Raw genomic sequence first — 25,577 nt, 5'->3', positions numbered from 1 at the left:
CTCCTCTGTGGGAGCTTCAGCCTGATGGCACTCGGCCCTATCGGGCATCCGCGTGATATCGTGCCCTCTCAGCCCCCAGCGCCAGCCAGAGACCTCCCGATGCCCAACAGCACTCACCTCCACCCCGGCTTCATGATCGTCCACGGCAACCGCCTCGACGACCTGCGCAGCCTGGTGGTGAGCTGGATGCGTCGCTATCCCTTGGCACCTCTGGAAAACGAAATCGCCCTGGTGCAAAGCACTGGCATCGCCCAATGGCTCAAACTGGCGCTTGCCGAAGACCCTCAGGACGATGACCAGGGCGGCTGTGGCATCGCCGCCGCCATCGATGTGCAACTGCCAGGCAGCTTCATGTGGCAGCTTTACCGCAGCGTGCTGGGCCGTGACGAAATTCCCGAAGTCTCCCTGCTCGACAAGGCACCGCTGACCTGGCGTCTGATGCGTCTGCTCCCGGCTTTGATCGAACGTCCCCATTTCGAGCCGTTGCGACGCTTCCTCACCGACGACAGCGACCTGCGCAAGCGTTACCAGCTCGCCGAGCGCCTGGCCGACCTGTTCGACCAGTATCAGGTCTACCGCGCCGACTGGCTCAAGGACTGGGCCGCTGGCGAGCACATCCTCAACACCGCCCGCGGTGAACGCAAGGCGCTGCCCCCGGGCAACCGCTGGCAGGCCGAGTTGTGGCGTGCATTGCTGGAGGATGTTGGTGAGCAGGGCATGGCGCAGAGCCGTGCCGGCGTACATCAACGCTTCATCGAACGGATCAACAGCCTGAAGCAGGCACCTGCCGGTCTGCCGGCCCGGGTGATCGTATTCGGTATCTCCTCGCTGCCAGCCCAGGCCCTCGAGGCACTGGCCGGCCTGGCACGCTTCAGCCAGGTGCTACTGTGCGTGCACAACCCCTGCCGCCACCACTGGGCCGATATCGTTGCCGACAAGGACCTGCTGCGCCACCAGTACAAGCGCCAGCAACGCAAGCAGGGCATGCCCTTGCAACTGGACGACCAGTCGCTACACCAACATGCCCACCCTTTGCTGGCCGCCTGGGGCAAACAAGGCCGCGACTACATCAACCTGCTCGACAGCTACGATGACCCCGGCAGTTACCAGGGCGTGTTCAGCGACGGTCGAATCGACCTGTTCAGTGAGGGCTCGCCCACCACGCTGCTCAACCAGTTGCAGGACGACATCCTCGAACTGCGTCCGCTCGCCGAAACTCGTGAGCAGTGGCATCCAGTCGACCCAGCGAAGGACCGCTCGATCCGCTTCCACATCGCCCACAGCCCGCAACGCGAAGTGGAGATCCTCCACGATCAGTTACTGGCCCGGTTCAGCGCAGACCCAACCCTGCGCCCACGTGACGTGATCGTCATGCTGCCGGCCATCGATACCTACGCGCCACATATTCGCGCCGTATTCGGCCAGTTGCAGCGCAACGATCCGCGCTACATCCCGTTCACCCTGACCGACCAGGGCCAACGTGGCCGCGAACCCTTGTTGATTGCCCTCGAACACCTGCTCAAGCTGCCGGACAGCCGCTTTGCGGTCAGCGAAGTGCTCGACCTGCTGGATGTGCCGGCAGTCCGCGCCCGTTTCGGCATACGCGAAAACGATCTGCCCACACTGCACCGCTGGATCGAGGGTGCCGGCATCCGTTGGGGCCTCAATGCCGAGCAGCGGGCCAGCCTGGGCTTGCCTGCTGGGCTGGAACAGAACAGCTGGCGGTTCGGCCTGCGCCGCATGCTGCTGGGTTATGCCGTAGGCGTGGGTGAGGCCTGTGACGGCATCGAACCCTACGATGAAATCGGTGGCCTGGATGCGGCGCTGATTGGCCCGCTGGTCGCCTTGCTCGACGCGCTCGAAGTGGCCGGCCAGGCCTTGTCCGAGCCTGCCACTGTCAGCCAGTGGGGGGAACGCCTGCATGCCTTGCTGCAAGTGTTTTTCCTGGCCGAGGGCGAGCGCGACGAGTTCCTGCTGGTGCAGTTGCAGGATCTGCGTGATAGCTGGCTCGAGGTGTGCGAGGCCGTCGGCCTGCAAGACCCATTGCCGCTGACCGTAGTGCGCGAAGCCTGGCTGTCGGGCCTCGACCAGGGCAAGTTGTCCCAGCGCTTCCTCGCCGGCTCGGTGAACTTCTGTACCCTCATGCCGATGCGCGCCATCCCGTTCCGGGTGGTCTGCCTGCTGGGCATGAACGATGGCGATTATCCCCGCGCCCAGCAGCCGCTGGACTTCGACCTGATGGCCAGCGACTACCGCCCCGGTGACCGCTCGCGCCGTGAGGATGACCGCTACCTGCTGCTCGAAGCGCTGTTGTCGGCCCGCGACCAGCTGTATGTCAGCTGGGTCGGGCGCAGTATCCGCGACAACAGCGAACGCCCGGCCTCGGTGCTCATCGGCCAGTTGCGCGATCACCTTGCAGCCGGCTGGCAGCTGGCAGGCGCGGAGCAGGGGCAGCCGGCAGAACCAGGCGAGCAACTGCTGCACGCACTGACCCAGGAGCACCCGCTGCAACCGTTCAGTTCACGCTACTTCCAGAAGGGCAGCCCGCTGTTCAGCTTTGCTCACGAATGGCAGGTGTTGCACCAGCAGGGCCAGGAGGACCAGCAGGCTGACCCCGGCCTACCGCCATACCATGACGAGGAGGCCTTGAGCCTGACCCAGCTGAATGACTTCCTGCGCCACCCGGTGCGGCATTTCTTCAGCCAGCGTCTGAAGGTGTACTTCGAAGCGCTGGAAGCACCGACCCCGGACGAGGAACCCTTCGTCCTCGATACCCTGCAACGATACGGCGCCAGTGAAAGCCTGTTGGGTGCAGCGCTGGCCGAGCCGGACAATGCCGAACAGGCCCTGCAGGCGCAAGCCCGGCGCTTGCAGGGCTGTGGCGTGCTGCCACTGGCCGGCTTTGGCGAACTGCTGCAGCGCGAGCTGATCGAGCCCCTGCCAGACCTGCTGCAACGCCACCGCCAGCTATTGCAACGCTGGCCGCAGCTGGTCGAGGGGGCATTGCCCGTGCATTTCGAGCACGGCCCACACCGCCTCGAAGGGTGGCTTGGGCGGGTATTCCAGGCAGATGACCAGAGCCTGCTCAGCATCACCACCGTACCCAACACTATCAGTGCCGGGCGTAACGCCCTCAAGTGGCACCGCCTGATCGCGCCCTGGGTCACGCACCTGGCGGCCTGCGCGGCGGGCTACCCCTATAACAGCGCGCTGGTGGCCAGCGACCTGACCCTGCTGCTTGAGCCACTGCCGCAAGCGCAGGCGGCGCAATTGCTGGGCGACCTGCTGGTAGCCCGTCAGGCGGCGATGAATGCGCCGTTGCCGGTCGCGGCCAAGACCGCGTTCGCTTGGCTGGCCCAGGACGATAGCGACAAAGCCCTGGCTGCTGCCGCCCGCGCCTACGAAGGCGACGAGCGCACCAGCTTCGGCGAGCGCAGTGAAAGCATCGCCCTGGCCCGGCAGTTCCGCGACTTTGCCGCACTCACCGCTGATGAAACCTTCGAAGGCTGGTGCGAAGCCTTGTACCGCCCATTGTTCAACGCCCCGTGGCAGACCCTGGGCAACCCGGAGAAAGGCGCATGACCCAGGACCGTCCCCTGGCACTGAGTTTCCCCCTGCATGGCAGCCAGCTGATCGAGGCCAGCGCCGGCACGGGCAAGACCTTCACCATTTCGGCGCTGTACCTGCGTCTGATCCTCGGTCACGGTGGCGAGCAGGGCTTCAACCGCGAGCTGCTACCACCGCAGATCCTCGTGGTGACCTTCACCGACGCCGCCACCAAAGAGCTGCGCGAACGTATTCGCGCCCGCCTGGCCGAAGCTGCGCGGTTCTTCCGTGGCGAGCTGGAGGCGGCCGACCCGCTGTTACACCAACTGCGTGACGACTATCCGGAAGAAGCCTGGCCACGCTGTGCCGGGCGCCTGGAAATTGCCGTGCAGTGGATGGACGAGGCAGCGGTATCGACCATCCACGGCTGGTGCCAGCGCATGCTGCGCGAACATGCCTTCGACAGCGGCAGCCTGTTCACCCAGACCCTGGAAACAGACCACAGCGAACTGCTGGGTCAGGTCATGCGCGACTACTGGCGGCGCTTCTGCTACGGCATGCAAGGCGACGCGCTGGCCTGGGTGCGTGGCCACTGGGGCAGCCCCGACGACTTGCTGCCGCGGATCCGCCCGCTGTTCGGTCGCGTGCGCGTCCAGCACGATGGGCCCGAGCCGGCGGCACTGATCCAGGCATCGCTGCAGCAGCGTGGCGAGCAGTTGGCCCGGCTCAAGGCGCCTTGGGCGCAATGGGCCGAGGAATTGCGCCAGATCTGCCGTGATGCACTGGCCGCCAAACAGGTCGATGGCCGCAAGATGCAGGCCCGTTACTTCGAGCCCTGGTTCGACAAACTCTGCGCCTGGGCCGCAGACGAACAACTGGTGGAACTTGACCTGGGCACCGGCTTTACCCGCCTGACCCCAGCGGGCATGGCCGAAGCCTGGAAGGGCGAGCCACCCGAGCACCCGGCCCTCAATGCCATGCAGAGCTTGCAGCAACAGTTACAGGCCCTGGACAGCCCGGATGCCCCATTGCTCGAGCATGCCGCCAACTGGGTAGCGGCACGCTTCGAAGTGGAGAAGCGTCGGCGTGCGGAAATGGGCTTCGACGACATGCTCCTGCGCCTGCAGCATGCCCTGGCCAGCGAGGCCGGCGAGCGCTTGGCCAGCCTGATCCGCGAACAGTTCCCGGTGGCGTTGATCGACGAGTTCCAGGACACCGACCCGGTGCAGTACGGCATCTTCGAGCGCATCTACCAGATCAGCGAAAACCGCGCCGAGACCGGCCTGTTCATGATCGGCGACCCCAAGCAGGCGATCTATGCCTTCCGTGGCGCCGACATCTACACCTACCTTGCCGCCCGCCGTGCCACCAGTGGTCGCCTGCACAGCCTGGACACCAACTACCGCTCCAGCAAGGCCATGGTCGCGGCGGTCAACCAGGTGTTCCTGCAGGCCGAGGCGCGTGAGGCAGGGCGTGGCGCATTCCTGTTCCGCGAGGCTGATGACAACCCGCTGCCGTTCATCGAGGTCCGCGCCAAAGGCCGTGGCGAACAGCTGTTGATCGACGGTGAAGCCTGCGCAGCCCTGCAATGCTGGCATCTGGAAAGCGAAGAGCCGGTCTCCGGCAGCGTTTACCGGCAGCAGCTGGCAGCCAGTTGCGCCAGCCATATCGTCGCCTTGCTCAATGGCGGCCAGCAAGGCACGGCTGGTTTCCAGAATGCCGAGGGCGAACTACGCCCGTGCCTGCCATCGGACATCGCCATCCTGGTGCGCGATGGCCATGAAGCGCAGATGGTCCGCGCCGAGCTTGCCGCGCGCGAGGTGCGTAGTGTGTACCTGTCCGACAAGGACTCGGTATTCGCCGCCCAGGAAGCCCACGACCTGTTGGCCTGGCTAAAGGCCTGTGCCGAACCCGACTCGGAGCGCCTGCTCAAGGCCGCCCTGGCCAGCCTTACCCTCGATCTGTCGCTGGCTGCGCTGGACCGCCTGAACCAGGACGAGCGGGTCTGGGAAGACTGGGTCATGCGTTTTCGCCGTTACCGCGACACCTGGCAGCGCCAGGGCGTGCTGCCGATGCTGCGGCACCTGCTGCATGACTTCCAGCTGCCGCGCACGCTGATCCGCCGCAGCGATGGCGAGCGGGTGCTGACCAACCTGCTGCACCTGGCCGAGCTGCTGCAACAGGCCGCCGGCGAACTGGACGGCGAACAGGCGCTGATCCGCCACCTGGCCGAGCACCTGGCCAGTTCCGGCCAAGCTGGTGAAGAGCAGATCCTGCGCCTGGAGAGTGACGAGCAGTTGGTGAAAGTGGTGACCATCCACAAATCCAAGGGCCTGGAATACCCCTTGGTCTACCTGCCGTTCATCTGCACCAGCAAACCGGTGGACGGCAGCCGCCTGCCGTTGGCCTGGCATGATAGCCAGGGCAACGCCCATCTCACTCTCACACCAGACCAGGAACAGATCGACCGCGCCGACGACGAGCGCCTGGCCGAAGACCTGCGCCTGCTCTATGTGGCCCTGACCCGTGCCCAGCATGCCTGCTGGCTGGGTGTCGCCGACCTCAAGCGGGGCAACCAGAAGAGCTCGCAACTGCACCGCTCGGCGTTCGGCTACCTGCTGGGAGGCGGCCTCGCCCTGCCGGGCTCGCAACAACTGACAGACTGGTTGCAGGCCTTGGCTGCAACTTGCCCGCACATCAGCTGCCCGGGCCTACCGTCGGCAGATGAGCAGGTATATCGCATGCCGCACGCCGAGCATGAGCTGCTGCCTGCCCGCAAGCCGCGCCGCGCGGCGGGGGCCGAGCATTGGTGGATTGCCTCGTACAGTGCCCTGCGCGTCGGCGACCAGACCCTCGGTGCCGACAGTTCCCAGGCCCAGCAGTTACTGGATGATGAAGTGGTCGATACCCAGATGCTGCGCGAGGTCCCGGCCGACAGTGGCGATATTCACCGCTTCCCGCGCGGGCCCAACCCCGGCACCTTCCTGCATGGTTTGCTGGAATGGGTTGGCCGCGAGGGTTTCAGCCAGGTCAGCGGCAATGCACGGCTGATCGAGCGAACCGTTGGCCAGCGCTGCAACCGTCGTGACTGGACCGGCTGGATCCCCACCCTGACGCACTGGCTGCAGCGCCTGCTGGGCGAAGCGCTGCCGTTGCCGGGCAACCACCTCGGTGTGACGCTCGGGCAGCTGCGCCACTACCAGATCGAAATGGAGTTCTGGTTCGCCAGCCACCAGGTCGATGCCGAACAACTCGACCGCCTGGTGGCACGCCACACCCACCCCGGCCTGGCCCGCCCGGCGGCGCAGCCGACTGTGCTCAATGGCATGTTCAAAGGTTTCATCGACCTGGCTTTCGAGCTGGACGGGCGTTACTACGTGACTGACTACAAGTCCAACTGGCTGGGCCCGGACATTCAGGCCTACGATGCCCCGGCCATGGAAAAGGCCATCCTCGAACATCGCTACGACCTGCAGTACGTGCTGTACCTGCTGGCCCTGCATCGGCAGTTGCGCGCCCGCCTGCCTGACTACGACTACGACCGCCATGTCGGCGGCGCCCTGTTCATCTTCCTGCGAGGTGCCAGCAGCAGCGGCCACGGCGTTTACCACGCCAAGCCACCGCGTGAGCTGATCGAAAGCCTCGATGCGCTGTTCCGTGGTGAGCACCCGCCCGTGCAGCAGGACCTGTTTGCCGGAGCCGTGATATGAGCCGAAGCCTAGTCGACCTGTTGCCCACCCCGCTGCACGCCGAGCACCTGCTTGCATTGGCGCCACAGCATGACAGCGGTGACCTGTTGCAACTGCTCGACCGCTGGGTAGAGCGCGGCTGGCTGCGTGCCCTGGACCGAGCGTTCGTATCATTCCTGGAGGAGCTAGCCCCCGGTAGTGACCCACTGCTGTTGCTGGCCGCCGCCCTGGCCAGCCACCAACTGGGCCACGGCCATGTCTGCCTCGACCTGCAGCAGACCCTGGCCGAGCCCGATTTCGCCCTGTCCTTGCCGCCTGAAGGCGACGCCTTGACCGGCCCCTTGCTGCTGCCTTCGCAGTTGCTCGCCGACCTCGACCTGCACGCCTGGCGCCAGCGCATTGCCGCCAGTCCGCTAGTGGCCGCCGGCGATACTTCGGGGCAGCAAGCGCGGCCTTTGGTGCTCAGCGGAGAGCGCCTGTACTTGCGCCGTTACTGGAGTTACGAGCGGCGCATCGACCATACACTTCGCCAGCGCCTGACCCAGTCCGAAGCGCCCCCGGCCGACTTGCGTGGCCGCCTGGCGCAGCTGTTTGACGGTGGTACGCCGGCTGGCCAGGTGGACTGGCAGAAGCTCGCCTGCGCCCTTGCCACCCGCGCAGGCTTCAGCATCATCACCGGCGGCCCCGGCACGGGCAAGACCACTACCGTGGTACGCCTTTTGGCCTTGCTGCAGGCGCCGGCGGTGGAGCAGGGCAGGCCATTGCGCATTCGCCTGGCCGCGCCGACCGGCAAGGCGGCTGCGCGCCTGACCGAATCCATTGGCCAGCAGGTCGAGCGCCTGCAGGTCAGCGCCCAGGTGCGCGGGCAGATCCCCACCGAGGTCAGCACCGTGCACCGCCTGCTCGGCAGCCGCCCCGGTTCGCGGCACTTCCGCCACCATGCCGGCAACCCGCTGCCGTTGGACGTGCTGGTGGTCGACGAAGCGTCGATGATCGACCTGGAAATGATGGCCAACCTGCTCGATGCCCTGCCGCCACGGGCACGCCTGGTACTGCTGGGCGACAAGGACCAGCTGGCCTCCGTCGAGGCCGGTGCGGTACTGGGTGACCTGTGCCGGGATGCCGAGGAGGGGTGTTACTCGCCAGAGACCGAGGCATGGCTGGAGCAGACCGGTGGCGAATCGCTGGCGGGCATCGGCCTCAAGGCCGGCGATGAGCAACGTAATCCGCTTGCCCAGCAAGTGGTGATGCTGCGCTTCTCGCGGCGTTTTGGCGAAGGTAGCGGCATTGGCCAACTGGCCCGGCTGGTCAATCGCCAGGACTCCCACGCGGCCCGCAACCTGCTGGCCACGCCGCCGCCCGATGTGCATAGCCTGGCCCTGAAGCACGAACAGGACCGCGCCTTCGACCGCCTGCTGCTCGACGGCCTGAACCGCGGCAGCGACGGCCCGCAGGGTTATCGCAGCTACCTGCGTACCCTTGGCCGTTTCCGCCCGGCACTCGATACCGCCGTTGATGACCCCGCGTGGGAGCAATGGGCGGGCAAGGTGCTGCACAGCTTCGAAGACTTCCAGTTGCTGTGTGCGGTACGCCGCGGCGCCTGGGGTGTCGAAGGCCTCAACGAGCGGGTGGCGCGGGTACTGCACAATGCCGGGCTGATCGACAGCCAGCAGCCCTGGTACGAAGGGCGGCCGGTGCTGGTCACCCGCAATGACTACGGCCTGGGCCTGATGAACGGTGACATCGGCATCGCCCTGCGTCTGCCGGATGAGCGCGGCGAACCCTTGCTGCGCGTGGCCTTCCCGCGTAACGACGGCAGTGGGGGCGTGCGCTTCGTCCTGCCCAGCCGGCTGAACGAAGTGGAAACGGTATTCGCCATGACCGTGCACAAGTCCCAAGGCTCAGAGTTCAGCCACACCGCGCTGGTGCTGCCGGATGCGCTCAACCCGGTGCTGACCAAGGAACTGGTATACACCGGCATCACCCGCGCCAAGCATTGCTTCAGCCTGGTCGAGCCTCGTCAGGGTATTTTCGAAGAGGCGGTGGCGCGCAAGGTGCGGCGTATTTCCGGGTTGATGCTGGAGCAGGTGTAGGACCGATAAGGCCCTATCGCCGGCAAGCTCCCACAGGTGCAGCGCAGTTTTCAAGGGCTGTGGAGTCCTTGTGGGAGCTGGCTTGCCGGCGATGGGGCCATCAATCCCCATGCACAAAGCTGCTCGTACCTACATTGATGCGGCCATGTGCTATCGTTGCGCCGATATCGGAAAGGACCTTAAGAGATTTCCCACATGAACGTGGCCGCAAGGCGAGTGACGAGATGTGTGCTTTCGCTATTGCTGGCCGCCCTGTTCCTTTCCGCAGGTCCGGCCCAGGCAGACCCCGCCATGACTGCCGCCCAGGCGCAGCAACGTGCCAAGGCGGTCACCCAGGTGGTGTTGGGCATCTTCAGCTACGCCCGCTGGCCCGTCGAACCTTCGCCCTTGCGCCTGTGCCTGGTCGGCCCGACCGAATACGCCGATGACCTGATCAAAGGCCATGTGCAGGAGTCTGGCCGACCGCTGCAGGTGCGGCGGCTGCTGGCAGACGATAGCCAGGTCGCCCAGGCCTGCGACGCCATCTACATTGGCAAACTCGACCAGGGCCAGCGCGACCGGCTGTTCGAGCGCGTCAGTGGCCACCCGGTGCTGAGCATCAGCGAGGCAGACGACCCGTGCACGGTCGGTAGCCTGTTCTGCTTGCGGGTCAGCGACCAACAGGTAGCCTTTGAAGTCAACCTGGACTCGGTGGCACGCTCCGGCGTGCACATTCATCCCAGCGTGCTGCAATTGTCGCGGCGCCGGGCGGTGCAACCATGAAACCAACCCGCAAGCGCGGCGTGCGCCCGACCCTGCGCTCGGTGCTGGGCCGTGGCCACCTCAGCGTCGCCTTGCTCGCCGTGGGCCTGGCCGGCATATCCCTGACCCTGCTGGGCGTGCTCGCCTTGCGTGTCTACGCCAACGACAACCTGCACCTGATCGCCCGCTCGATCAGCTACACCGTGGAAGCGGCGGTGGTGTTTGACGACAGCGCTGCGGCCAATGAGTCGCTGGCGCTGATTGCCAGTACCGAGGAAGTGGCCGAAGCCAGGGTCTTCAACAACGAAGGCGAGCAGCTGGCGCATTGGCAGCGCAGCGATACCGGCGTGCTCGCGCGGCTGGAGGCGCAGGTGGCCACCGCCTTGCTGGATGAGCCGATCAACCTGCCGATCACGCACCAGCAACAGCAGGTCGGGCGCATCGAGCTGGTTGGCCAGGGGAGAAGCCTGTTGCTGTTCCTGTTCAGCGGGTTGGCCGGCATTCTGTTCTGCACGGTGCTCAGCGCCCTGGCTGCCCAGTACCTGTCGCGGCGTCTGCTAAGCGATATCGTCCGCCCGCTGCGCGGCCTGGCCAGTGTCGCCCACGCTGCCCGCCGCGAGCGCCGTTTCGACCGGCGCGTGCCGGAAGCGCCGATTGCCGAGCTCCACGAACTGGGCAATGACTTCAATGCCCTGCTGGATGAGCTGGAGGTATGGCACAGCCACCTGCAGAACGAAAACCAGACCCTGGCGCACCAGGCCAGCCACGACAGCCTGACCGGCCTGCCCAACCGCACCTTCTTCGAGGGGCGCCTGAGCCGCAGCGTGCGCAATGCCGAACGGCAGCAGGATCACCTGGCGCTGCTGTTCCTCGACAGTGACCACTTCAAGCAGATCAACGACACCCTCGGCCATGCGGTCGGCGACGAAGTGCTGATAAGCGTGGCCGACCGCGTTCGCGCCCAGCTGCGCGAGCACGACCTGATAGCGCGCCTGGGTGGCGATGAGTTCGCCGTGCTGCTGACGCCTTTGCATTCGCGCCAGGACGCCGAGCACATTGCCGAGAAGATCGTTGCCAGCATGAAGTTGCCGGTGCAGCTGGACAGCGGTCGCAGTATCGCCACCTCGTTGAGTGTCGGTATTGCCTATTACCCGGATGACGGCGCCGACCCCGCCAGTCTTCTGAATGCCGCCGATGCGGCGATGTACCAGGCCAAGCGCAAACGCCGTGGCCATTGGCAAGTGGCGCAGACGGAACGGTCCGCCAGCGAAATCAAGAACAGGAGTTGAACCCGTGATACAGGCTTTGCGTTTCCCCCTTTGGGTCTTGTTGCTCGCCGTGCTGGGGCTGACCGGCTGCCAGAGCGCTCCGCCCAAAGGCCTGACCGCCGAGCAGATTGCCGTGCTCAAGCGTGAAGGCTTTACCCCGACCGACGAAGGCTGGGCCTACGATTTGTCCGGCAAGGTGCTGTTCGGCAGCGACCTGGACAGCCTCAACAGCCAGAGCCAGGCGATTGTCGAACGCATTGGCAAGGCACTGCTCGGCGTTGGCATCCAAGGTGTGCGGGTGGATGGGCATGCCGACTCGTCCGGCAAGGTGGCGTATAACCAGCAGCTGTCCGAGCGCCGCGCACAGAGCGTTGCCAAGGCGCTGGTCGGGGTAGGCATGCCGGCGCAGAACATCCAGTCCCGCGGGCTGGGCAGCAGCCAGCCGGTGGCGAACAACCGCACCAGCGCCGGGCGCACCGAGAACCGGCGGGTGTCCATTGTGGTGGCTTCCTACTGACCACAGCCTCCCAGGCCAGCATATCCGCGTGTAGGGGCGGGCTTGCCCGCGAAGCAGGCAACGCGTTGCCTGGCACCGGCTGCGCCGGTGTTCGCCGGCAAGCCGGCTCCCACAGGTACAGCACCTGTCTTGAATCCAGCACAGTACCTGTGGGAGCGGGCAAGCCCGCGAAGCAGGCGACTCGGTGTCTGGCACCGGCTGTTCCGGTGATCGCCGGCAAGCCGGCTCCCACAGTTACAGCACCTGTCTTGAATCCAGCACAGTGCCTGTGGGAGCGGGCAAGCCCGCGAAGCAGGCGACTCGGTGTCTGGCACCGGCTGCGCCGGTGATCGCCGGCAAGCCGGCTCCCACAGTTACAGCACCTGTCTTGAATCCAGCACAGTGCCTGTGGGAGCGGGCAAGCCCGCGAAGCAGGCGACTCGGTGACTGGCACCGGCTGCGCCGGTGTTCGCCGGCAAGCCGGCTCCCACAGGTACAGCGCCTGTCTTGAATCCAGCACAGTGCCTGTGGGAGCGGGCAAGCCCGCGAAGCAGGCGACTCGGTGACTGGCACCGGCTGCGCCGGTGTTCGCCGGCAAGCCGGCTCCCACAGGTACAGCACCTGTCTTGAATCCAGCACAGTGCCTGTGGGAGCGGGCAAGCCCGCGAAGCAGGCGACTCGGTGACTGGCACCGGCTGCGCCGGTGTTCGCCGGCAAGCCGGCTCCCACAGGTACAGCACCTGTCTTGAATCCAGCACAGTGCCTGTGGGAGCGGGCAAGCCCGCGAAGCAGGCGACTCGGTGACTGGCACCGGCTGCGCCGGTGTTCGCGGGCACGCCCGCTCCTACAGGTCCTGCGCATGCCTTGAATCCGGCGCAGACCTTGTGGGAGCTGGCTTGCCGGCTATGGGCTACGCAGCAGCCCCTCATTCCTGAGCAAAGCGCATCTCCCGTGTCTCCCCCATCAACAACGGTGCATTCGCCTCGGTCACCCCTCGGATGTAATCCCACAGCAGGGTAATCCGCTTCAACTTCCTCAAATCCTCCCGGCAATACATCCAGAACTGCCGCGTCACCTCGATCTCCTCCGGCAGCACCGTCACCAACCGCGGGTCCTGTGCGGCGAGGAAGCACGGCAGAATTGCCAACCCACGTCCTTGCAAAGCTGCCGTGTACTGGGCAATCACGCTGGTACTGCGCAAATGCGCGCTGGCGCTGGGGATCAGGTTGGCCAGGTACAGCAGCTCCGAACTGAACGCCAGGTCGTCCACGTAGCTGATGAACGGGTGCCTGGCCAGGTCCGCGATCTGGTTGATCGGTGCATGGCTGTCCAGGTAGTCCTGGGTCGCGTAAAGCCGCAAGCGGTAGTCGCACAGCTTGCAGCACACATAAGGCCCATGCTCCGGCCGCTCCAGGGCGATGACGATGTCCGCCTCGCGCTTGGACAGGCTGATGAAGTGCGGCAGCGGCAGGATGTCCACCGAAATCGCCGGGTAGGCATCGACGAAGTGGCTTAGCTGCGGGGTGACGAAGAAGCTGCCGAAGCCTTCGGTGCAGCCCATGCGCACATGCCCCGACAACGCCACGCCCGACCCGGATACCTGCTCGCAGGCCATGTGCAGCGTGCTCTCGATCGACTCGGCATAGCCCAGCAAGCGCTGGCCCTCGGCGGTGAGGACAAAGCCGTTGGTCCGGGATTTCTCGAACAGCAAGGTGCCCAGCGCCCCCTCCAGCGAGGTGATGCGCCGCGACACAGTGGTGTAGTCCACGCTCAGGCGCTTGGCGGCGCTGCTGGCCTTGCGCGTACGCGCCACTTCAAGGAAGAACTTCAGGTCGTCCCAGTTGAGCGCGCTCAGGGATGTAAGGTCTTTTTGCATGATGATCCGGTTTTTTTGTGCGTTCTTGTTGGATGTTTGCACATCTATACTCGAAACAAGCCTCAGGACGCCACCTCGCGTTTGCACGGCGCTGGCGATCTCGTCCCGACAATAATTCCAAGGAGAACGCAGATGAACGCACCGCAATCCCCTACCCAGACCAAAATCGAGCAGGTCAAGCTGCTGATCGACGGCCAATGGGTCGAGTCCGCGACCACCGAATGGCGCGACATCGTCAACCCGGCCACCCAAGAGGTGCTGGCGCGCGTACCGTTCGCCACCGTCGAAGAAGTCGACGCGGCCGTGGCCGCTGCCCAACGTGCCTTCCAGACCTGGCGTAACACGCCGATCGGTGCGCGCATGCGCATCATGCTCAAGCTGCAGGCGCTGATCCGCGAAAACACCAAACGCATCGCCCAAGTCCTCAGTGCCGAGCAGGGCAAGACCCTGGCCGACGCCGAAGGCGATATCTTCCGCGGCCTGGAAGTGGTCGAGCACGCCGCCTCCATCGGCACCCTGCAGATGGGCGAATTCGCCGAGAACGTTGCCGGCGGCGTCGATACCTATACCCTGCGCCAGCCGATCGGCGTGTGCGCCGGCATCACCCCGTTCAACTTCCCGGCGATGATCCCGCTGTGGATGTTCCCCATGGCCATCGTCTGCGGCAACACCTTCGTGCTCAAGCCGTCCGAGCAGGACCCGCTGTCGACCATGCTGCTGGTCGAACTGGCGCTGGAAGCCGGCATACCGGCTGGCGTGCTCAACGTGGTGCATGGCGGCAAGCAAGTGGTGGATGCCATTTGCACCCACCAGGACATCAAGGCGATTTCCTTCGTCGGCTCCACTGAAGTGGGCACCCACGTGTACAACCTGGGCAGCCAGCACGGCAAGCGCGTGCAGTCGATGATGGGCGCCAAGAACCACGCGGTGGTGCTGCCCGATGCCAACCGCACGCAAACCGTCAACGCCCTGGTCGGTGCCGCCTTCGGTGCAGCAGGCCAGCGCTGCATGGCCACCTCGGTGGCGGTGTTGGTGGGCAAGGCCCGTGAATGGCTGCCGGATATCAAGGAAGCGGCCAGCAAGCTCAAGGTCAATGCCGGCTGCGAGCCAGGCACCGATGTCGGCCCGGTGGTCTCCAAACGCGCCAAGGAGCGTGTGCTGGGCCTGATCGAAAGCGGCATCAAGGAAGGCGCCAAGCTGGAACTCGACGGCCGTGACGTCACGGTACCGGGCTACGAGCAAGGCAACTTCATTGGCCCGACCCTGTTCTCGGGCGTGAAGACCGACATGCAGGTCTACACCCAGGAAATCTTCGGCCCGGTGCTGGTGACCCTGGAGGTCGACACCCTCGACGAGGCCATCGCCCTGGTCAACGCCAACCCGTTCGGTAACGGTACCGGCCTGTTCACCCAGAGCGGCGCGGCAGCGCGTAAGTTCCAGAGCGAAATCGACATCGGCCAGGTCGGTATCAACATCCCGATCCCGGTACCGGTACCGTTCTTCAGCTTCACCGGCTCGCGTGGCTCCAAGCTCGGCGACCTCGGCCCGTACGGCAAGCAAGTGGTGCAGTTCTACACTCAGACCAAGACCGTCACCGCCCGCTGGTTCGATGACGACAGTGTCAACGATGGTGTGAACACCACCATCAGCCTGCGCTAAGGAGAGAGTCATGCGTATCGCATTCATTGGCCTGGGCAACATGGGCGCACCCATGGCCCGCAACCTGATCAAGGCCGGGCACCAACTGAACCTGTTCGACCTGAACAAGGCTGTGCTGGCCGAGCTGGCAGAACTGGGCGGGCAGGTCAGCCCGTCGCCCAAGGACGCGGCGGCCAACAGCGAGCTGGTGATCACCATGCTGCCGGCTGCTGCCCATGTGCGCAGCGTGTACCTGAACGAAGACGGTGTGCTGGCGGGCATTCGCCCCGGCACGCCGACCGTGGATTGCAGCACCATCGACCCGCAGACGGCGCGTGATGTGTCCAAGGCCGCAGCGGCCAAGGGCGTGGACATGGGCGATGCACCGGTGTCCGGTGGCACCGGCGGCGCGGCGGCAGGCACCCTGACCTTCATGGTCGGTGCCAGCACCGAGCTGTTTGCCACCCTCAAGCCGGTACTGGAGCAGATGGGCCGCAACATCGTGCACTGCGGTGAAGTCGGCACCGGGCAGATCGCCAAGATCTGCAACAACCTGCTGCTGGGTATCTCGATGATCGGCGTGTCCGAGGCCATGGCCCTGGGCAACGCGCTGGGCATCGACACCAAGGTGCTGGCCGGCATCATCAACAGTTCGACCGGGCGTTGCTGGAGCTCGGACACCTACAACCCGTGGCCGGGCATCATCGAAACCGCGCCGGCATCGCGTGGCTATACCGGTGGCTTTGGCGCCGAGCTGATGCTCAAGGACCTGGGGCTGGCCACCGAGGCTGCACGCCAGGCGCATCAACCGGTGATCCTGGGGGCCGTGGCCCAGCAGCTGTACCAGGCCATGAGCCTGCGCGGCGAGGGTGGCAAGGACTTCTCGGCGATCGTCGAGGGTTACCGCAAGAAGGATTGACGAGCGAGGACTTTATCGCGGGCCGGGCGGCCTTCCCTCTGTAACTGCGCACCAGAGGGGAGGGGCCCGTACTGCGATGTTTTTTGAGCATTATTTAGGCAAGGGGGGTAAGTAATACATGAAAATTCCCAAACCAAAAAATGCGATAGTCAATATCAAAAGCGAGGAGCCTATGAAGATTAGGAGGGTCTTGATTTTTGAAGGTAGATTATTTATTTCTTTGATGTCAATGAGGTTTTTTCGTGCATAGATTTTAGGAATGAGCAGTATGAATGATATATTCGTTAGTCGAAAGAATTTTCCCATCAAGCCAGCATGTAGCCAGAGTTTTTTTTCGCCGGTTATTGCATTGCAATTTAATAAAAATCCTTCAATGTAATCAATTTTGCGATGAGCGATATATATTGTTAATGCCAGGTTCAAGAAAAGTAAAGTTGTGACTGTCATGCTGTAGACTAAAAAAATCCAGTGCATGATTGTCATTTTGCGACTGCCTCGTATAGAAGTTCCCCAGCCCAGGCGCCTGCTTCATTCCCAAATTTTCCGCCTGCCATTCCCCCCACTGTACCGCCGAATATCCCACAAGCGAGTGCTCCGGTTCCACCTGTCGCTACGCCAAACACCACGCTGCAAGCAGCACCAAGAATAAGCTTGCCACTGGCTGCCCCAGCAGTAGTACCCAACAAGCCCAAGGTTAATGAACTAATCTCGACATAATGCGCCTTTTTGCATTCCTCCTCGCGTCCGAGCGTACAGGCTTTATGTATCTCCAGGCCCGTGGCAGCGACGTCTAATGCAATCCCTACATACGTTCCTTTCTTGATCAAATTAGCAGCCGTCGCCACGCCTGAGACTTTGTTGGCATATCCTGCAATCTCGCCGGTATGCAAATAACTCTTTGTGGATATCCCCAGCGTCCTTTTGATCGAGCCTTTGTTCCTTATCCCGGAACCATAAGCCGCCAGCTTGTTCAGCTGCTCATCCAACTTCATGAACAAGACGGCACGCTTTGCATAGAACTGATCGCGAGCCGCCATGGCCCCTGACCCGAGATGCTGTTGATGCAGCTTCTCGATATCCATCAAGGTGGCCTCGATAGCTTTCAGGTGCTTGCTCCACCCTTCACTGACTACACCAGCGCCCACAGATGCATGCGCGATGAGGCTCTTCAAGGTCTCGAAATTGTCCAGGAAAAAGTTATCCACACCTTGGCCGTTGCGCATCAGCCCCATGTGCGCAATCGTCGCCTGTCTCATCATCCAGGCTTCCTGGCTGGTGCAGGAAGCCGTGGTGGGATCGCCGATGATGATAAGTTCACCGCTACGGACCACAGTATTGGCGATGTGCGAATTCAGCACGTCAAACTTTTCCAGGGAATGACCGGTCAGCGCCAGGTCGGATTTCAGCCTATGATAGTTTTGCAGCTTGAGATTGAGAAACGCCCGGGCTTCAGACATAGCCTTGTCCTCACGCGTATTTCTTGTTGCCGATCCGGTCCCAGCCGCCGGCGATATTGCCGCCACCGGCGCCATCAATGCGCCGCTGCTGGGTATAGGTGGTCTTGATCCGGCCGTAGTTGAGCTGCACTACTTCAAGCGGTACGCCGGTGTCCACGCTCTGCGAATACTCGGCGATGATCACTTCCTCGAGGATGATTTCGTAGTACTTGAGTTTGTCACCACCCGCGCGGCAGAGTGCCAGTTTCACTTCCTTGAGGTGCTGCCCGGTGCAACTGGCCTCCATCAGTTTGCAACTGGCACTGTCGAGGTATTTGGTGAAAGTGAAGTTGGTGACAGAGGTACGGCCGGAAGTGGCTCCGCCAGTAGAACTTGCAGTGGCAGATGTGCTTTGGCTGACGCCGAAATCGTAGCCAAGCACTTCAATCCATTTGCTGTATTGCTTGTCCGGTGCTTCGCCTGGAATGTTGTCGATCTGAATGTAGGCGTCGAAAGCCACGTTTTCTTCTCCCTGGCAATTGAATCAATTGGGTATTGCTGCCCGGTGACCCGGATGATGTGCAGAGCCTAGGCCTGCGATGAGTCGGGGGCAATACTTCAGGGGATGAAGAGGTGCAGTTCAGAAATGGACTACAAATGAAGGGGGGAAGCTGAATTCATATGTCAAAAAATGTAACTGTTATCCTTGCAATAGGGTGATGTTTATTAAACTTCTGGTTGCCTTATTCATCATGTTGAATTGCGAGCAGAGTCATGTGGGAGTTTTCACTCATCCCACATGACCCAAACCAAGGTCCGCTTATGAATCAAGCAAAGACAAAGTACTTGCGCACGGTCTCGACCACTTCCCAGGTGCCTTTCATCCCCGGTTCGATCACGAACACATCACCCGCTTTCAGGTGCTTCGGCTCTTCGCCTTCCGGGGTGATGATGCAGTAGCCATCAAGGAAGTGGCAGAACTCCCACTTCTCGTAGTTGACCTCGAACTTGCCCGGGGTGCAGATCCAGGTGCCCATGATCTTGCTGCCGTCGGCCGACAGGTAGGCGTTGAGGTTGACGGTGTGCGGATCGCCGCCGATGCGCTTCCACTTGGTGGCGTCCACGACCGGCGTCGGGCAGGTTTCGCGCAGGACGGTGATGAAATCGGACATGGCACAACTCCTGGTGACTGGCTGAATGACTCGTCACCATAGGGCCATCGGCCGAGCCGCAGTTGCCTGGGCTCGACGTCCAGCTGTCTGGTCGCGCTATGCCAGGCGGTTGACCTCGACGGTGATGTGTGCCAGTTCTTCGTGTACGCCCAGGGACTGGCGCACGCTGTCGGCGCTGAGTTCGGCCCGGGCGGCCAGGCCGAGAATGCAGGCGTACTGGTCTTTGCCCACGCGCCACACGTGCAGGTCGGTGATGCTGGCCGGCACCGGCAGCTGCGCGACCACCTCGCGGATTTCCTCCACTACCGGCGCGTCCATCTCCGCATCCAGCAGCACTCGCCCGGTATCGCGCAGTAGCCCGCGGGCCCACAGCGCCACCAGCAGCGCACCGACCAGGCCCATGACCGGGTCGAGCCAGCCGGCGCCCCAGTACTTGCCGGCCAGCAGGGCGACGATAGCCAGCACCGAGGTCGCGGCGTCGGCCATCACGTGCAGGTAGGCCGAGCGCAGGTTCAGGTCGTGGTGATGGTGGCCATGGTCATGGTGATGGTCGTGGCCATGGTGGTGATGATCGTGATGGTGATGGTCGTCACGCAGCAGCCAGGCGCAGATCAGGTTGACGGCCAGGCCCACGGCGGCGATGAAGATCGCCTCGTCATAGTGGATCGGCCCCGGTGCCAGCAGGCGCTCCACCGACTGGAATGCCATCAGCCCGGCCACGCCCAGCAACAGCAGGGCGCTGGAGTAGCCGCCGAGAATCTCGATCTTCCAGGTGCCGAAGGCAAAGCGCCGGTCGCCGGCATAACGCCGCGCGGCGGCATAGGCCAGCAGCGACAGGCCCAGGGCCAGGGCGTGGGAGCTCATGTGCCAGCCGTCGGCTAGCAACGCCATGGAATTGAAGAACCAGCCCCCGGTAATTTCCGCCACCATCATTACCGCGGTCAGCCACACGGCCAGGCGCGTCTTGCGCTCGGCGCTCAGGTTGCTGGTATGGAACTGGTGGCTGTGCTGCCAGCGGTCTGAGGTTTGTGTTGCCATGGTTTATCATGCTCCCGGAACGTCGAGAAATATACTATACCCCAGTATACCTAGCATGGTGTGAAACCCAATGGCACATACCCTGAAGAGCAAGAAGCAGCTGCTGACCCGGGTGCGCAAGATCAAAGGCCAGGCCGCCGCCCTGGAGACAGCGCTGGAGCAGGACAAGGACTGCCTGGCGATACTGCAGCAGATCGCCGCCGTGCGCGGTGCGGTGAACGGGCTGATGGCCGAAGTGATGGAAGGGCATATCCGCGAACACCTGGTGGCGGAAGGGCTGAGTGCCGAGGAGCGGCAGGACGAGGCGGACAAGGTGGCGACGTTGCTGCGGTCGTACCTCAAGTAGCAGACCGGCCAAGCTATGGCGATACGGATACTCCTGGGGGGTATAGGTGCCCGATGGTACATGCTGATTTCTTACGTGTCAGAAGGCATGTGCTTACTTTGCCATCCGATCAGTCCGCTTAGTGCTCGCCTTTAGTTTTCCAGTGCCTGTGAGATCGAGCGCCGCGCGGGCGGCGCTCGATCTTACGGGTACTAGAAAGTTCAAGGCGAACACGTTCTACGCCCACCAATACCGCACAAAGTGGAAGAACACCGGCGCGGCAAAGCACACCGAATCCATGCGGTCGAGCATGCCGCCGTGGCCTTCGATCATGTGCCCCCAGTCCTTCACCCCACGGTCGCGCTTGATCGCCGACATCACCAGCCCGCCGAAGAAGCCCATGGCGTTCACCGCCAACGCCATCAGCGCGGCCTGCCAGAAGGTGAACGGGGTGATCCAGCACAGCAGGGCGCCGATCAGGGTGGCCAGTGCCACGCCGCCGGCCAGGCCTTCGACGGTCTTGGATGGCGACAGGTTGGGCGCTACCTTGTGCTTGCCGAACAGCTTGCCGCACACGTACTGCAGCACGTCGCTGATCTGCACCACAAGGATCAGCCAGGCAATCAGCAACAGGTTGCGGCCCTCGTAACCCGGGATGTCCAGGGTCATCAATGCCGGCACCGACGACACGCAGTACACCGCGATCATCAGCCCCCACTGCACCTTCGAGGCGCGCTCGAGAAAGCGCGTGGTGTCGCCGCCGAAGCTGGCCAGGATCGGCAGCAACAGGAACAGGTACACCGGGATGAAGATACTGAACAACCCGTACCAGTCCATGGCGATCAGCACGTACTGCACCGGCAGTGCCACATAGAACGCAGCCACCAGTGCCGGGTAGTCGCTGCGCCGGGTCGGGGTGAGCGTCATGAACTCGCGCAAAGCATAGAACGACACGCCGTAGAACAGCACGATCACGCCGTACTTGCCGAACAGGAAGGCGATGCCGATCACCAGCACCATCACCCACCAGGCGTTGATGCGGGCGTTGAGGTTGTCGATCACCGCGTGCGGTGCCGGGCCGGCGCGCCATTTGAGCAGGCGGCCGATCACGCTGGCGAGCAGCAGCAGGGCGCCGATGCCGGCAAACAGGGAAAGGGTGTTGTCGTCCATCTCAGGCATCCTTGGGGGCCAGGTTCAGCAGGGCCTGGCTGGCCCGCTCGAGAAAGGCTTGCTTGCTTTCATCCGCCTGCAGGTGCAGCGGCTCGCCAAAGCTCAATGTGCACAACAACGGCAACGGCAGGGCGCGCCCCTTGGGCATCACCCGGTTGAGATTGGCGATCCACACCGGCACCAGTTCGACTCCAGGGTTGGCTGCTGCCAAGTGATACAACCCGCTCCTGAACGGCATCAGCGGCTCGTCGCCGAGATTGCGGGTGCCCTCCGGAAAGAAGATCAGCGAGTCGCCCTGGGCCACTGCTTCGAGGATCGGCTGCAACGGGCTGCCCTGGCCGGGGCTGTGTTGCCGGTTGATCAGCACACCGTTGAAGACCTTGCGGATAAGAAAATCGCGAATGCCCGGCTTGGCCCAGTAATCGGCACCGGCTACCGGACGGGTACGCTTGCGCAGCGGCTGCGGCAGCGAGGCCCACAGCAGTACGAAATCACCATGGCTGCTGTGGTTGGCGAAATACAGGCGCTGCACCGGCAGCGGCGTGCAGCCCAGCCACAGGGCGCGGGCGCCGGTGATCAGGCGGGCGGCGGAAGTGATGAGGTAGGCGGTCAGGTTGGCGAGCATGGATCGGTAGTCATCCCTTCAAAGGCAGTGTCAGCAGGGTAGCCAAGGCCAGCGACAGCTGCAGGCCCAGGTACACTGCCTGGCGGCGTAACAGGGTCAGCGCGGCCCGGCTACGGGCAGGCCATGCTCGGGTGTCGGCGGCCTGCGGTTTGAGTTTCAGCTCGAACAGTGCGTGGTCCAGGGCCTGGGTGTCCGCCGCCAGGTCGTGGCTGGCGGCGAGGTGGGCGAACAATTGGGCATCGATGGCCACACGGATGGCCCAGTACTTGTGCAGCACGCCTAGTACCAGCAGCGCAATGCACAGCAGGCTGGCCAGCGGTTGCAACTGGGCTCCCAGCAAGGGCGCCAGGCCGTAGGCCAGGGCCAGCAGGGTGAGGCCGTCCGACAGGCGTTCCAGTTGTTTGCCACAGCCCAGCAGGCTGGCCACCACGTACAGCGTCATGGTTGTGTCCCTAGCCGTTGCAAGGCTTGGCGATGTGCGCTGTGCAGGACCACGCCGGGGCGGGCCTTGCGGATCAGCGCCTCGGCCTGGCGAGCATCACTGCAGCGGCCCGTGAGTACCAGCCAGGCTGCCACGGCGCTGGCGCTGCGCGAATAGCCCAGGGCGCAGCAGACCAGCACCGGGCCTTGCGAGCGCAGGCGTTCGATGGTGACGGCGGCTTGGTGCAGCAATGGGCTTTCCGGGGCGATCAGGTCCAGGGTAGGAAAACATGCGTAGCCAACGGCGGACGCGACCTGTGTAGGAGCGCTGTCCTGAACATGGCACGGTAGCTCTGCGCACAAATCGACTACCGCAGCGAACTGCGCGTCACACCCAGGAATCCGCCCAAGGTAGACGCCATCACACACTTCATCCGCCTGCGTGTGCCGCCATGTCCACAACCGCGAGTTGACCCACGCCCCAATCAGGTAGGGTGCCAGCAGCCAGCTGGCTGCATTCGACAAGCGCCCATCGGCGCCTTTCTGGAACCCGCCCGCACCGAGCACGCCATAGTTCAGCGCCACCAAAGCCAGCGACACGGCCGGCCAGGTCAACCACAGCCAGGCGCCGCCCAACGCAACGGCAGGCACTGCGCACAGCAGCCCACCCACTGTATAGAACAACGCCAACCGCCAACACTTGGCATCCCGCGCAAGGCGCACCTGCTGCCAGGGCAGTTGCCCTTGATGTGGCCACAACCAGACGCAGACGAACCCCGCCAATGCCCCTGTCGGCACGTCGATGAAATGGTGCTGCCAGGTGGTCAGTACCGAGACCCCGATCAGTGCCATCCAGCCATGCATCAGCCAACGCCAGGGCTGGCGCTGCACGTGCCGGGCAAACATCGTCCAGATGATCACCAGCAGGGCAATATGCAGCGAAGGCGCCTGGTTGAACGGCTTGTCGAAGCCCATCAGCACATCGAACATCCAGCCGAACACCCCGCCCAGTTCCGGCCGCTCGAAGGTGAAGCGCAGCGGCCAGAGCAGGAAGCAGCTGACGCTGATCAGCTGCGCGGTTAGCAGCGCCAGCGCGTGCCGGTCCATTTCCTGGCGCGTGCGTGGCAGCAGGAAGGACAAACCGTAGAGCAGGTCGATCGACCAGTACGGGATGATCGTCCACGGCCACAACGGCATGCGGCTTTCCCAGCCGAACACCAGGCTGCCGACATCACTGCGCCCGGCGGTATGGTTGTTCGCCAGCCCGTAACTAAGAAAAAACAGCGGCCCCAGCAAAAGAAGCCAGAACACGCCTCGGCGGATCAGCCGGGGCTCGCGTGATGGGCTCATTCAGCGCACCCGTTGTGCCAGGCTGACGCTGAAAATGCCCCATTCATCGATGCGTTGGGCCAGCTTGCGGAACCCCGCCGCTTCTACCAACTGGTCCATTTCGGCCTGGCTGCGGCGACGCATGACCCAGGCCTCCCCGCCGCGGTGGCTGGTGAGGGCGCGGGCGATCATTTCCAGTTGCGGGTGCCACGGCTGGCCGGTGTAGACCAAATAGCTGCCATCTTCCAGCGCATCGGCCAGGCCGGCCAGCGAGTTACCTACCAACTGGTTGCTGGCGAACAGTTCGTACAGGCCGGAGACCACGGCCAGGGTCGGTGGTTGTTCCAGGGTCGCCAGGCTCTGGCGGTCGAAGGCATCGCCCTGGACGAAGCGGGCGATGTCGGTCAGGCCTTTTTCTGCAATCAGTGCGCTGCCTTGCTGCACGTTCAGTTCGCTGTAGTCACGCAGCAGGATCGAATCCGGCAGTTGTTCGAGCTCCTGCAGGGCCTCGAGAATGTAGCGGCCATGGCCGGCGGCGATATCGACGATGTGCACCGGCCGCTGCTGGTCGCGCAGGCGGACGATGGCCAGGCGCAGCAGTTCCTCTACGTGCAGCTTGCGCTGGCGGATGCCGCGCCAGCCGATGGCGTCGAGGTAGTTCTGGTCGATCAGGCGACCGAGCTTGCCTTTGCCGGTCGGCTGGTTGCGGTACACGTAGTCCAGGGTACTGCCCGAATCGAAACCGGTATCGAAACCCAGCTTCACACCTTCGGACAGCCCCTTGCCCAGCCGCAGCCCGGCACGGGTAGCACGCCAGTAAAGGTCGCGGGGCGAGTTGCGCGGCAGCGGTGCGGCCAGGCTTTCGGCCTCGGCGCAGCTGGCGCCGGTCTTGTCGGCATCGAGCAGTGATGGCAGGGCGGCGGGGCTGGCGAAGCAATGTTCGACAAACCGCTCGATGCGCCGCAAGGCATGGGCCCTGTCACGCTCGCCAAGGGTGTCGTGGAAAAAACCTGGCAGGATGTGCATTTCCTTGCGCGCACTGCCCAGGCGTTCGAAGAAGCGTTCCTGCGGTTGGCGTTCGACCACGAAGTCGGCACCGGACACCAGCAGTTGGGTTGGCAACTGAATGGCCTGGGCATCCGCCACCACCCGGTCGGCGGCTTCGTACAGGCCCAGCAGCATGGTTACCGAAATCGGCCGGCTGATCAGCGGGTCGGCCACGTACGACATGACCCGTTCGGGGTCGTGGGTGAGCAGGCGGGGCTTGACGTAGCTGTTTACGAAGAAGTTTCCGCGCAAGGCTTTCAGCAGTTTCAGGCCGGTGCGGGCGAACGGCACATACAGTTTGACCTTGAACGCTGGCGAGGCCAGCACCAGGCAGCGCACCTTGGGCGCGTAGTCGTGGGCCCAGGTGGCGACGAGCACGGCCCCTACGCTCTGCGCCAGCACCACCAGGTCCTGTTCGGCGATGCCATGGCTGGCCTGGATGTGCTCGATGAAGGTCTGCACATCGCGCACGCTGGTGGCGAAGCCCGGGCTGTCGCCACGCGCGCCCGGCGAATGGCCGTGGCCGCGGGCATCCCAGGCGAAGAAATCGTAGCCCGGCATGTCCAGCTCGTCGGCCAGGTGTGCCATGCGCCCGCCGTGTTCGTGGCCGCGATGGAACATCACCACGGCCCGGCGTGGCTGGTGTTGGTTACGCGTGGCAGGCCAGTGACGGTAATACAGCTCGACGCCGTCATGGGTGGAGAAGTGCAGCGCTTGCGCTTGGCGCATGGTCGACATCCTTTTGCGAC

The 25,577-nt window shown here is 63.8% G+C and carries 19 protein-coding genes; 9 read left to right on the top strand and 10 right to left on the bottom strand.

Features of this window, described 5'->3' with window-relative positions; translation table 11 throughout:
* The first annotated feature begins 99 nt into the window (after window positions 1-99).
* From recC to ACK56M_RS25105, 6 genes are all read left to right on the top strand, one after another.
* The gene (recC, locus tag ACK56M_RS25130; protein ID WP_411959127.1) at window positions 100-3,582 is read left to right on the top strand and encodes an exodeoxyribonuclease V subunit gamma; all 3,483 of its coding nucleotides are present in this window, start codon (window positions 100-102) and stop codon (window positions 3,580-3,582) included.
* Window positions 3,579-7,256 (top strand): exodeoxyribonuclease V subunit beta, encoded by a 3,678-nt coding sequence (recB, locus tag ACK56M_RS25125; protein WP_191472133.1) that lies wholly within the window; start codon window positions 3,579-3,581, stop codon window positions 7,254-7,256. Before recC ends, recB begins: the two co-directional genes overlap by 4 nt.
* Window positions 7,253-9,328, top strand: coding sequence for an exodeoxyribonuclease V subunit alpha (gene recD, locus ACK56M_RS25120; RefSeq protein ID WP_015271829.1), 2,076 nt, complete (start codon window positions 7,253-7,255; stop codon window positions 9,326-9,328). Before recB ends, recD begins: the two co-directional genes overlap by 4 nt.
* 195 nt (window positions 9,329-9,523) lie before the next feature.
* Window positions 9,524-10,090, top strand: coding sequence for a YfiR family protein (locus tag ACK56M_RS25115; protein ID WP_043935908.1), 567 nt, complete (start codon window positions 9,524-9,526; stop codon window positions 10,088-10,090).
* The gene (locus ACK56M_RS25110; RefSeq protein ID WP_411959126.1) at window positions 10,087-11,358 is read left to right on the top strand and encodes a diguanylate cyclase domain-containing protein; all 1,272 of its coding nucleotides are present in this window, start codon (window positions 10,087-10,089) and stop codon (window positions 11,356-11,358) included. The genes ACK56M_RS25115 and ACK56M_RS25110 overlap by 4 nt, the downstream gene beginning before the upstream one ends.
* 4 nt (window positions 11,359-11,362) lie before the next feature.
* On the top strand, window positions 11,363-11,854 hold the full coding sequence (locus ACK56M_RS25105; RefSeq protein WP_015271826.1) for an OmpA family protein: 492 nt from the start codon (window positions 11,363-11,365) through the stop codon (window positions 11,852-11,854).
* A 904-nt stretch (window positions 11,855-12,758) separates the two neighbouring features.
* Here ACK56M_RS25105 and ACK56M_RS25100 read toward each other — a convergent pair.
* Complete coding sequence (locus ACK56M_RS25100; RefSeq protein WP_100413988.1) at window positions 12,759-13,709, bottom strand: LysR family transcriptional regulator; 951 nt, start codon at window positions 13,707-13,709, stop codon at window positions 12,759-12,761.
* A gap of 132 nt (window positions 13,710-13,841) precedes the next feature.
* On the opposite strand from ACK56M_RS25100, the gene ACK56M_RS25095 reads away from it, so the two are divergent.
* A complete protein-coding gene (locus ACK56M_RS25095) occupies window positions 13,842-15,368 on the top strand; it encodes a CoA-acylating methylmalonate-semialdehyde dehydrogenase (RefSeq protein WP_061303619.1) in 1,527 nt (508 codons plus the stop codon).
* 10 nt (window positions 15,369-15,378) lie between these two features.
* Window positions 15,379-16,266, top strand: coding sequence for a 3-hydroxyisobutyrate dehydrogenase (gene mmsB, locus ACK56M_RS25090; protein WP_015271823.1), 888 nt, complete (start codon window positions 15,379-15,381; stop codon window positions 16,264-16,266).
* Window positions 16,267-16,745: 479 nt separating this feature from the next.
* Here mmsB and ACK56M_RS25085 read toward each other — a convergent pair whose 3' ends face one another.
* The 4 genes from ACK56M_RS25085 to dmeF all read right to left on the bottom strand — a co-directional run bounded on the left by ACK56M_RS25085 (window position 16,746) and on the right by dmeF (window position 19,912).
* The gene (locus ACK56M_RS25085) at window positions 16,746-17,723 is read right to left on the bottom strand and encodes a hypothetical protein (protein ID WP_015271821.1); all 978 of its coding nucleotides are present in this window, start codon (window positions 17,721-17,723) and stop codon (window positions 16,746-16,748) included.
* 10 nt (window positions 17,724-17,733) lie between these two features.
* Window positions 17,734-18,222, bottom strand: a complete 489-nt coding sequence (locus ACK56M_RS25080; RefSeq protein WP_411959125.1) for an Hcp family type VI secretion system effector — start codon at window positions 18,220-18,222, stop codon at window positions 17,734-17,736.
* Window positions 18,223-18,529: 307 nt separating this feature from the next.
* Window positions 18,530-18,874, bottom strand: a complete 345-nt coding sequence (locus ACK56M_RS25075; protein ID WP_003258412.1) for a cupin domain-containing protein — start codon at window positions 18,872-18,874, stop codon at window positions 18,530-18,532.
* A gap of 96 nt (window positions 18,875-18,970) precedes the next feature.
* Window positions 18,971-19,912, bottom strand: a complete 942-nt coding sequence (gene dmeF / locus ACK56M_RS25070) for a CDF family Co(II)/Ni(II) efflux transporter DmeF (RefSeq protein ID WP_015271820.1) — start codon at window positions 19,910-19,912, stop codon at window positions 18,971-18,973.
* A 70-nt stretch (window positions 19,913-19,982) separates the two neighbouring features.
* Between dmeF and ACK56M_RS25065 the strand changes: the two genes are divergently transcribed.
* Complete coding sequence (locus ACK56M_RS25065) at window positions 19,983-20,258, top strand: metal/formaldehyde-sensitive transcriptional repressor (protein WP_015271819.1); 276 nt, start codon at window positions 19,983-19,985, stop codon at window positions 20,256-20,258.
* A 216-nt stretch (window positions 20,259-20,474) separates the two neighbouring features.
* Here ACK56M_RS25065 and ACK56M_RS25060 read toward each other — a convergent pair whose 3' ends face one another.
* The 5 genes from ACK56M_RS25060 to ACK56M_RS25040 are packed head-to-tail and all read right to left on the bottom strand — an operon-like array spanning window position 20,475 to window position 25,557.
* Window positions 20,475-21,407 (bottom strand): phosphatidate cytidylyltransferase, encoded by a 933-nt coding sequence (locus tag ACK56M_RS25060; protein WP_015271818.1) that lies wholly within the window; start codon window positions 21,405-21,407, stop codon window positions 20,475-20,477.
* A gap of 1 nt (window position 21,408) precedes the next feature.
* Window positions 21,409-22,032: a lysophospholipid acyltransferase family protein gene (locus tag ACK56M_RS25055; RefSeq protein WP_015271817.1), complete on the bottom strand. Its 624-nt coding sequence runs from the start codon at window positions 22,030-22,032 to the stop codon at window positions 21,409-21,411.
* A 10-nt stretch (window positions 22,033-22,042) separates the two neighbouring features.
* Window positions 22,043-22,474, bottom strand: a complete 432-nt coding sequence (locus ACK56M_RS25050) for a hypothetical protein (protein ID WP_236223270.1) — start codon at window positions 22,472-22,474, stop codon at window positions 22,043-22,045.
* Window positions 22,471-23,802, bottom strand: a complete 1,332-nt coding sequence (locus tag ACK56M_RS25045; protein ID WP_015271815.1) for a phosphatase PAP2/dual specificity phosphatase family protein — start codon at window positions 23,800-23,802, stop codon at window positions 22,471-22,473. The genes ACK56M_RS25050 and ACK56M_RS25045 overlap by 4 nt, the downstream gene beginning before the upstream one ends.
* Window positions 23,803-25,557 (bottom strand): bifunctional alpha/beta hydrolase/class I SAM-dependent methyltransferase, encoded by a 1,755-nt coding sequence (locus ACK56M_RS25040; RefSeq protein WP_015271814.1) that lies wholly within the window; start codon window positions 25,555-25,557, stop codon window positions 23,803-23,805.
* Window positions 25,558-25,577: the final 20 nt, after the last annotated feature.

It is taken from the genome of Pseudomonas sp. s4, assembly GCF_046764235.1.
GTDB lineage: Bacteria > Pseudomonadota > Gammaproteobacteria > Pseudomonadales > Pseudomonadaceae > Aquipseudomonas > Aquipseudomonas asiatica.
The sequence above is the reverse complement of the archived record's forward strand: the minus strand, read 5'-3'. Positions and strand labels throughout refer to the sequence as shown.

Coding starts and splice junctions, on each gene's coding strand:
- recC (WP_411959127.1), top strand. CDS start 100: ATGCCCAACAGCACTCACCTCCACCCCGGCTTCATGATCGTCCACGGC.
- recB (WP_191472133.1), top strand. CDS start 3,579: ATGACCCAGGACCGTCCCCTGGCACTGAGTTTCCCCCTGCATGGCAGC.
- recD (WP_015271829.1), top strand. CDS start 7,253: ATGAGCCGAAGCCTAGTCGACCTGTTGCCCACCCCGCTGCACGCCGAG.
- ACK56M_RS25115 (WP_043935908.1), top strand. CDS start 9,524: ATGAACGTGGCCGCAAGGCGAGTGACGAGATGTGTGCTTTCGCTATTG.
- ACK56M_RS25110 (WP_411959126.1), top strand. CDS start 10,087: ATGAAACCAACCCGCAAGCGCGGCGTGCGCCCGACCCTGCGCTCGGTG.
- ACK56M_RS25100 (WP_100413988.1), bottom strand. CDS start 13,709: ATGCAAAAAGACCTTACATCCCTGAGCGCGCTCAACTGGGACGACCTG.
- ACK56M_RS25095 (WP_061303619.1), top strand. CDS start 13,842: ATGAACGCACCGCAATCCCCTACCCAGACCAAAATCGAGCAGGTCAAG.
- mmsB (WP_015271823.1), top strand. CDS start 15,379: ATGCGTATCGCATTCATTGGCCTGGGCAACATGGGCGCACCCATGGCC.
- ACK56M_RS25085 (WP_015271821.1), bottom strand. CDS start 17,723: ATGTCTGAAGCCCGGGCGTTTCTCAATCTCAAGCTGCAAAACTATCAT.
- ACK56M_RS25075 (WP_003258412.1), bottom strand. CDS start 18,874: ATGTCCGATTTCATCACCGTCCTGCGCGAAACCTGCCCGACGCCGGTC.
- dmeF (WP_015271820.1), bottom strand. CDS start 19,912: ATGGCAACACAAACCTCAGACCGCTGGCAGCACAGCCACCAGTTCCAT.
- ACK56M_RS25065 (WP_015271819.1), top strand. CDS start 19,983: ATGGCACATACCCTGAAGAGCAAGAAGCAGCTGCTGACCCGGGTGCGC.
- ACK56M_RS25060 (WP_015271818.1), bottom strand. CDS start 21,407: ATGGACGACAACACCCTTTCCCTGTTTGCCGGCATCGGCGCCCTGCTG.
- ACK56M_RS25055 (WP_015271817.1), bottom strand. CDS start 22,032: ATGCTCGCCAACCTGACCGCCTACCTCATCACTTCCGCCGCCCGCCTG.
- ACK56M_RS25050 (WP_236223270.1), bottom strand. CDS start 22,474: ATGACGCTGTACGTGGTGGCCAGCCTGCTGGGCTGTGGCAAACAACTG.
- ACK56M_RS25045 (WP_015271815.1), bottom strand. CDS start 23,802: ATGAGCCCATCACGCGAGCCCCGGCTGATCCGCCGAGGCGTGTTCTGG.
- ACK56M_RS25040 (WP_015271814.1), bottom strand. CDS start 25,557: ATGCGCCAAGCGCAAGCGCTGCACTTCTCCACCCATGACGGCGTCGAG.